General features: G+C 69.9%; 9 protein-coding genes and 2 pseudogenes. 10 read left to right on the top strand and 1 reads right to left on the bottom strand.

What is annotated here, in order from left to right; genetic code table 11:
- The first annotated feature begins 26 nt into the window (after positions 1-26).
- The 3 genes and pseudogenes from IPJ78_19100 (at position 27) to IPJ78_19110 (ending at position 1,346) form a co-directional block, all read left to right on the top strand.
- Positions 27-402: pseudogene (locus IPJ78_19100) on the top strand (cupin).
- Positions 399-998 (top strand): nucleotidyltransferase family protein, encoded by a 600-nt coding sequence (locus tag IPJ78_19105; protein ID MBK7908639.1) that lies wholly within the window; start codon positions 399-401, stop codon positions 996-998. Before IPJ78_19100 ends, IPJ78_19105 begins: the two are co-directional and overlap by 4 nt.
- Positions 999-1,142: 144 nt before the next feature.
- Positions 1,143-1,346: a hypothetical protein gene (locus IPJ78_19110; GenBank protein ID MBK7908640.1), complete on the top strand. Its 204-nt coding sequence runs from the start codon at positions 1,143-1,145 to the stop codon at positions 1,344-1,346.
- A gap of 997 nt (positions 1,347-2,343) precedes the next feature.
- Here IPJ78_19110 and IPJ78_19115 read toward each other — a convergent pair.
- Positions 2,344-2,703, bottom strand: coding sequence for a hypothetical protein (locus IPJ78_19115; protein MBK7908641.1), 360 nt, complete (start codon positions 2,701-2,703; stop codon positions 2,344-2,346).
- A gap of 32 nt (positions 2,704-2,735) precedes the next feature.
- On the opposite strand from IPJ78_19115, the gene IPJ78_19120 reads away from it, so the two are divergent.
- The 7 genes and pseudogenes from IPJ78_19120 to IPJ78_19150 all read left to right on the top strand — a co-directional run.
- Positions 2,736-3,008, top strand: a complete 273-nt coding sequence (locus IPJ78_19120; protein ID MBK7908642.1) for a DUF11 domain-containing protein — start codon at positions 2,736-2,738, stop codon at positions 3,006-3,008.
- Positions 2,920-3,747 (top strand): annotated as a pseudogene (locus IPJ78_19125) (DUF11 domain-containing protein). The gene IPJ78_19120 and the pseudogene IPJ78_19125 overlap by 89 nt, the downstream one beginning before the upstream one ends.
- Before the next feature lie 115 nt (positions 3,748-3,862).
- Positions 3,863-4,855 carry a DUF11 domain-containing protein gene (locus tag IPJ78_19130; protein ID MBK7908643.1) on the top strand — a complete coding sequence of 331 codons (993 nt, stop codon included), beginning with the start codon at positions 3,863-3,865 and terminating at the stop codon, positions 4,853-4,855.
- Positions 4,856-4,915: 60 nt separating this feature from the next.
- Positions 4,916-5,770 (top strand): DUF11 domain-containing protein, encoded by an 855-nt coding sequence (locus IPJ78_19135; protein ID MBK7908644.1) that lies wholly within the window; start codon positions 4,916-4,918, stop codon positions 5,768-5,770.
- Positions 5,671-5,958 carry a DUF11 domain-containing protein gene (locus tag IPJ78_19140; GenBank protein ID MBK7908645.1) on the top strand — a complete coding sequence of 96 codons (288 nt, stop codon included), beginning with the start codon at positions 5,671-5,673 and terminating at the stop codon, positions 5,956-5,958. Before IPJ78_19135 ends, IPJ78_19140 begins: the two co-directional genes overlap by 100 nt.
- Positions 5,959-6,172: 214 nt before the next feature.
- A complete protein-coding gene (locus IPJ78_19145) occupies positions 6,173-6,526 on the top strand; it encodes a hypothetical protein (GenBank protein ID MBK7908646.1) in 354 nt (117 codons plus the stop codon).
- Between the two features lie 15 nt (positions 6,527-6,541).
- A partial coding sequence (locus IPJ78_19150) for an IPTL-CTERM sorting domain-containing protein (protein ID MBK7908647.1) occupies positions 6,542-6,748 on the top strand: 207 nt, incomplete at its 3' end.

Below are 6,748 nucleotides of genomic sequence, written 5' to 3' on the forward strand. Positions count from 1 at the left end.
CGCCGCCACCCCCAAGGGGACTTGAGATGACCGCGAAGGCCGGCTGGTTCGATGTGCGATTCGTGCAGAAGCCGTGGGGCCACGAGACGATCTGGGCCATCACCGAGGACTACGTGGGCAAGGTGCTCCACGTGAAGGCCGGGCACGCGTCTCGCTCCAGTACCACAACATGAAGGACGGACGGTACCTCCTGCGCGGCGAGATGATGCCGCATCAAGGAAGGCGACCGGCTCGTGGGAGGTCCCATTCAAGGCGGGGCAGAGCTACCGCAACACCCCGGGCACCATCCACCAGATGGAAGCGGTGACCGACTGCGACATCCTCGAAGCCTCCACCCCGCACCTCGACGACGTGGTGCGCCTCACCGACCGCTACGGCCGCGAAGGAACGAGCAACCCATGAAAGTGATCATCCCGCTGGCCGGGAAGGGCACCCGCCTCCGCCCGCACACGCACACCGTGCCCAAGCCGATGCTCAAGGTGGCCGGCAAGCCGGTGATGGACTACGTGATGGACGACGTCGCGCGCCTGAAGGGCGTGGAGCAGGTCGTCTACATCACCGGGCACCTGAAGGAGACGGTCGAGAAGCACGCCCGCGCGACGTACGCGATCCCGGGCGTCTACGTCGAGCAGAAGGTGCAGGACGGCACCGCCGGCGCGGTGGAGCTCGCGCGCGCGCATGTCGATCAGCCGGTCCTCATCATCTTCGTGGACACGATCTTCGACGCGGACCTCTCGATCGTCGAGACGTCCACGGACGACGGCATCATCTGGACCAAGGAGGTGGAGGACTACCAGCGCTTCGGCGTGGTGGTGACCGACGCCAACGGCCACATGACGCAGATCGTCGAGAAGCCGAGCACGCCCATCTCCAAGCGGGCGAACATCGGGCTCTACTACATCAAGAACTGGCAGCTGCTGTACGAGGGCATCGCGCACGTGCTCAAGCAGCCGACGAACAAGGGCGAGTTCTACCTCACCGACGCCTTCAGTACATGATCGACAAGGGCGCGAAGATCCGCGTGGTCGATGTCGAGGGCTGGTACGACGCGGGAAGCTCGACACGCTGCTCGAGACCAACCGCACGATGCTCGAGAAGGGCGGGCCTCGATCCCCAATCGGGGTCTCAAGAACGTCGAGGTGGTGGACCCGGTCCGCATCGAGGACGGGGCGATCGTCACCGACTGCATCCTCGGTCCCAACGTGGTGATCGGGGCGGGGAGCACGGTCACCAACTGCACGCTGCGCGACGTATCGTCAGGGGACCGGTCGGTATTGATCTCCTGCGTCCTGACCGACTCGATGATCAGGGGACCAGGGCGCACTGGAGGGATCGCGGATCGGTGACGCTGGGAGACCACGCCGAGGTGCACGGACTCCGGGCGTGAGGGGGCGGGCGCGACATTTTGGCACCGTCACTTCGTGAAAGAATGTGACACCGCTTCCTTTTTTTGACACTCGGAGAATGTGATAATCCGAGCGTGAGCAATCCCCGCCACCGCCAGGGAGCCGCGGCCTGACCGCGCTCCCGTCGCTCCTCGGTCGCTGGCTCCACCGGTTCGCGCGTTGTCGCGCGACGGCGGTCGCGGCGTTCCTGGGCGTGCTGTCGATGGTGGGCGCGACGCGCGCCGCCGAGGCGCAGCTCTACGTCTATAGCATCACCAGAACACCATCCGCGCGATCGGCCTCGCGACGGGGCTGCCGGTCACCGTCTACACCGGACTCGTCGGGCGGCCAGAAGGCCTCCCCTCGCGCAGCGGACCACCGAACGACCTCATGGCGTTCATCGCCGGGACCGCGGGCAACGACTCCGTCTTCACCTGGAACCCGAACACGCCGGCGACGGCGCCGGTGTTCCTCGGGCCCCCCGGCGGCGTGCCTACCTCCCGCGCCTGACGTTCGACGCGGCCGGTACACGCTGCACCGCGATGAACACCGCCTCGACGCAGCGCTACACGATCTCGCTCGTGAACGGCGCGGCGACGGTGGCGGGCGGCGCCATCACCGGGATCCCCTCGGGTGGCGGCGACATGGCGTTCGCGCCGAACGGCACGCTCTACGCCGTGATCGGGACGACGGTCTACACCATCCCGCTCGCGGGCGGCGCGGCCACCGGCTTCGCGATCACCGGCATGGCGGGCACGGCCACCGGCGCGGCCTTCGATCGGCAGGGGCGGCTCCTCGTCTCCAACTCGGCGACGAGCTCGATCATCTACTCGGTCCCGCTCGGCGGCGGCGCGGCGACGGCGCTGCTCACCACGGGCTTCGACATCGGCGACCTCGGCAGCGTGCTCGCCGTGGACCTGCGGATCACCAAGTCGCACGTCGGCAACTTCACGCAAGGTCAGACGAACGCGCAGTACACGGTGACCGTGCTCGACTCGGGCAACGTCGCGACGTCGGGCGTGGTGACGATGCTCGACACGCTCCCGGCCGGGCTCACGCCCACGGCGGCGACCGGCACGGGATGGACCTGCGGCATCGTGGGCCAGGTGGTGACCTGCACGCGCTCCGATGCGCTCGCTTCGGGCGGGGCGTACCCCGCGGTCACCATCACCTCGACGGTGAGCGGGACCGCGGCGGCGACGGTCACCAACACGGCGCGCACGAGCGGCGGCACGCAACCGACGGGGCACGGCCTGCTCACGGGCAACGACCTCGCGTCGGACCCGACGACCGTCATCGCGCAGACCGACCTGATCATCGCGAAGTCCCACGGGGAGCTTCACCGTCGGCGTGAACGGCGTGTACTCGCTCGTCGTGACGAACCAGGGTCGATTGGCGAGCGCCGGCACCGTGACGGTGCTCGACACCCTGCCGACGGGGCTGAGCTTCGTCTCGGGAACGGGCGGCGGCTTCGCCTGTGCGGCGGCGGGTCAGGTGGTCACCTGCACCTCGGCGACGGTGATCGCGGCGAACGGTGGCACCTCGACGATCACTCACCGTGGGCGTCGCGGCCGCGGCCGCGACGAGCGTGACCAACCGGGCGCGGGTGTCGGGCGGCGGTGAGCCGGCGACGCTCAACGGCAACAACGTGAGCGCGAACGACGTCACCGCGGTGATCCCTCGGCGAACCTCGCGATCGCCCCAAGACCGACGGCGTCACGGCGGTGAACCAGAACGGGACGCTCACGTACACGTCGTCGCGTCGAACGCGGGGCCGAGTGCGGTGACCGCGGCGACGGTGACGGACAACTTCCCGGCGAGCGTGACGGGCGCGACCTGGACCTGCGCCGCGAGCGTGGGGTCGAGCTGCCCGGCGAGCGGGAGCGGGAACCTCGCGGCGTCGGTGAACCTGCTGAACGGCGGGACGGCGACCTTCACCGTGACGGCGACGGCGAGCGGCGCGGGGACGATCACCAACACGGCGACCGTGACGGTCCCGGTGGGCACGACCGACCCGACGCCGGCGAACAACACGGCGACGGACAACAACACCGTCATCACGCCGACGGCCGACCTCGTCGACAAGACCGATGGTGTGACGGGCGTCAATCAGAACGGTACGGTGACGTACACGATCGTCGCGTCGAACGCGGGTCCGAGCGCGGTGACGGCGGCTACGGTGACGGACAACTTCCCGGCGTCGCTGACGGGGGCGACCTGGACGTGCACCGCGAGCGCGGGCTCGAGCTGCCCGGCGAGCGGGTCGGGGAATCTCGCGGCGTCGGTGAACCTGCTGAGCGGCGGCACGGCGACGTTCACGGTGACGGCGACGGCGTCGGGCTCGGGGACGATCTCCAACACGGCGACGATCGCGGCGCCGGTGGGGACGAACGACCCGGCGGGGAACAACTCGGCGACCGACAACAACACGGTCATCACGCCGACGGCGGACCTGTCGATCCACCAAGACGGACGGGGTGACCGGCGTCAATCAGAACGGCACGGTCACGTACACGATCGTCGCGTCGAACGCCGGCCCGAGCGCAGTGACGGCGGCGACGGTGACCGACAACTTCCCGGCGTCGGTCACGGGTGCCACGTGGACCTGTACGGCGAGTGCGGGATCGGTCTGCCCGGCGAGCGGCAGCGGCAACCTCGCCGCGTCGGTGAACCTGCTCTCGGGTGGTACGGCGACGTTCACCGTGACGGCGACGGCGAGCGGGTCGGGGACCATCTCCAACACGGCGACCATCGCGGCGCCGGTGGGAACGAACGATCCCGCGGGGAACAACAGCGCGACGGACAACAACACGGTCATCACGCCGACGGCGGACTTGTCGATCAGCAAGACCGACGGCGTGACGGGGGTGAACCAGAACGGGACGGTGACGTACACGATCGTCGCGTCGAACGCGGGACCGAGCGCGGTGACGGCGGCGACGGTGACCGACAACTTCCCGGCGGCGCTGACGGGTGCGACCTGGACGTGTACGGCGAGCGCCGGGTCGGTCTGTCCGGCGAGCGGGTCGGGCAATCTCGCCGCCTCGGTGAACCTGCTCAGCGGCGGGACGGCGACGTTCACGGTGACGGCGACGGCCAGCGGCTCGGGGACGATCTCGAACACCGCGACGATCGCGGCGCCGGTGGGCGTGAACGATCCGGCCGGCAACAACAGCGCGACCGACAACACGGTCATCACGCCGACGGCGAACCTCGCGATCACGAAGACCGACGGTGTGACCGGGGTGAACCAGAACGGCACGGTGACGTACACGATCGTGGCGTCGAACGCAGGTCCGAGTGCGGTGACGGCGGCGACGGTCACCGACAACTTCCCGGCGTCGGTCACGGGTGCGACGTGGACGTGCACCGCGAGTGCCGGGTCGTCGGCGCTGCCCGGCGAGCGGAGCGGGAATCTCGCGGCGTCGGTGAACCTGCTCATCGGCGGCACGCCGCGACGTTCACGGTGACGGCGACGCGAGCGGGTCGGGGACGATCTCCAACACCGCGACGATCACGCGCCGGTGGGTGTGAACGATCCGGCCGGCAACAACTCGGCGACCGACAACAACACCGTCATCACCCCGACGGCGGACCTGAGCATCACGAAGACCGACGGCGTGACGGGCGTGAACCAGGGTGGCACGGTCACCTACACGATCGTGGCGTCGAACGCCGGCCCGAGTGCGGTGACGGCGGCGACGGTGACCGACAACTTCCCGGCGTCGCTCACGAGTGCCACGTGGACCTGCACCGCGAGCGCCGGGTCGGTGTGCCCGGCGAGCGGGAGCGGGAATCTCGCCGCTTCGGTGAATCTGCTCTCCGGCGGCACGGCGACGTTCACCGTGACGGCGACGGCGAGCGGATCGGGGACGATCTCGAACACCGCGACGATCGCCGCGCCGGTGGGCGTGAACGATCCCGCCGGCAACAACAGCGCGACCGACAACAACACCGTCATCACGCCGACCGCGAATCTCGCGATCACCAAGACCGACGGCGTGACGAGCGTCAATCAGGGTGGGACCGTCACCTACACCATCGTCGCGTCGAACGCGGGGCCGAGTGCGGTGACGGCGGCGACGGTGACGGACAACTTCCCGGCGTCGCTGACGGCCGCCACGTGGACCTGCACGGCGAGCGCCGGCTCGGTCTGCCCGGCGAGCGGAAGCGGCAACCTCGCCGCGTCGGTGAACCTGCTGAGTGGTGGCACGGCGACCTTCACCGTGACGGCGACGGCGGCGGGTCGGGCACCATCTCGAACACCGCGACGATCGCCGCGCCGGTGGGCGTCAACGACCCGGCGGGCAACAACCTCGCGACCGACGGCAACACGGTCATCACGCCGACGGCGGACCTCTCGGTCACCAAGACCGACGGCGTGACGAGCGTGAACCAGAACGGCACCGTCACCTACGCGATCGTGGCGAGCAACGCGGGCCCGAGCGCGGTGACGGGCGCGACGGTGACGGATGTCTTCCCGGCGCAGCTGACGGGCGCGACCTGGACCTGCGCCGCGACGGCGGGCTCGGCTGCGCGGCGAGCGGGTCGGGCAATCTCGCCACGTCGGTGAACCTGCTGTCCGGCGGGTCGGCGACCTTCACCGTGACGGCGACGGCGAGCGGGTCGGGGACCATCTCCACCGCGACGATCGCCGCGCCGGTGGGCGTGAACGACCCGCCGCGGGGAACAACAGCGCGACCGACGCGAACACGGTCATCACGCCGACGGCGGATCGTCGATCACCAAGACCGACGGCGTGACGGGCGTGAAACCAGAACGGCACCGTGACCGTACGATCGTCGGCGTCGAACGCCGGGCCGTCCACGGCGACCGGCGCGACGGTGACGGACAACTTCCCGGCGGCACTCACCGGCGCGGCCTGGACCTGCACCGCGAGCGCGGGGTCGAGCTGCCCAACGAGCGGGAGCGGCAACATCAGCGCGAGCGTCACGCTGCTCTCGGGCGGCACCGCGACGTTCCACGGTGACGGCGACGGCGAGCGGCTCGGGGACGATTCCACCACCGCGACGATCGCGGCCCCGGTAAGCGTGAACGATCCGCCGGCAACAACTCGGCGACCGACGCCAACACGGTCATCACGCCGACGGCGATCGGCATCACCAAGACCGACAGCGTGACGGGCGTGAAACCGGGTGGCACGGTCACCCACCATCGTCGCGTCCAATGCGGGGCCGTCGACGGCGACCGGCGCGACGGTGACCGACAACTTCCCGGCGGCGCTCACCGGCGCGACCTGGACCTGCACCGCGAGCGCCGGTTCCAGCTGCCCGGCGAGCGGGAGCGGGAACATCAGTGCGAGCGTCACGCTGCTCTCCGGCGGCACCGCGACCTTCACCGTC

The organism is Gemmatimonadota bacterium, from assembly GCA_016714015.1.
Lineage (GTDB): Bacteria > Gemmatimonadota > Gemmatimonadetes > Gemmatimonadales > Gemmatimonadaceae > Pseudogemmatithrix.

Bases quoted from the DNA above. Each gene is read 5' to 3' on its own strand.
- IPJ78_19105 (MBK7908639.1), top strand. From the start codon at position 399: ATGAAAGTGATCATCCCGCTGGCCGGGAAGGGCACCCGCCTCCGCCCG.
- IPJ78_19115 (MBK7908641.1), bottom strand. From the start codon at position 2,703: ATGATCAGGTCGGTCTGCGCGATGACGGTCGTCGGGTCCGACGCGAGG.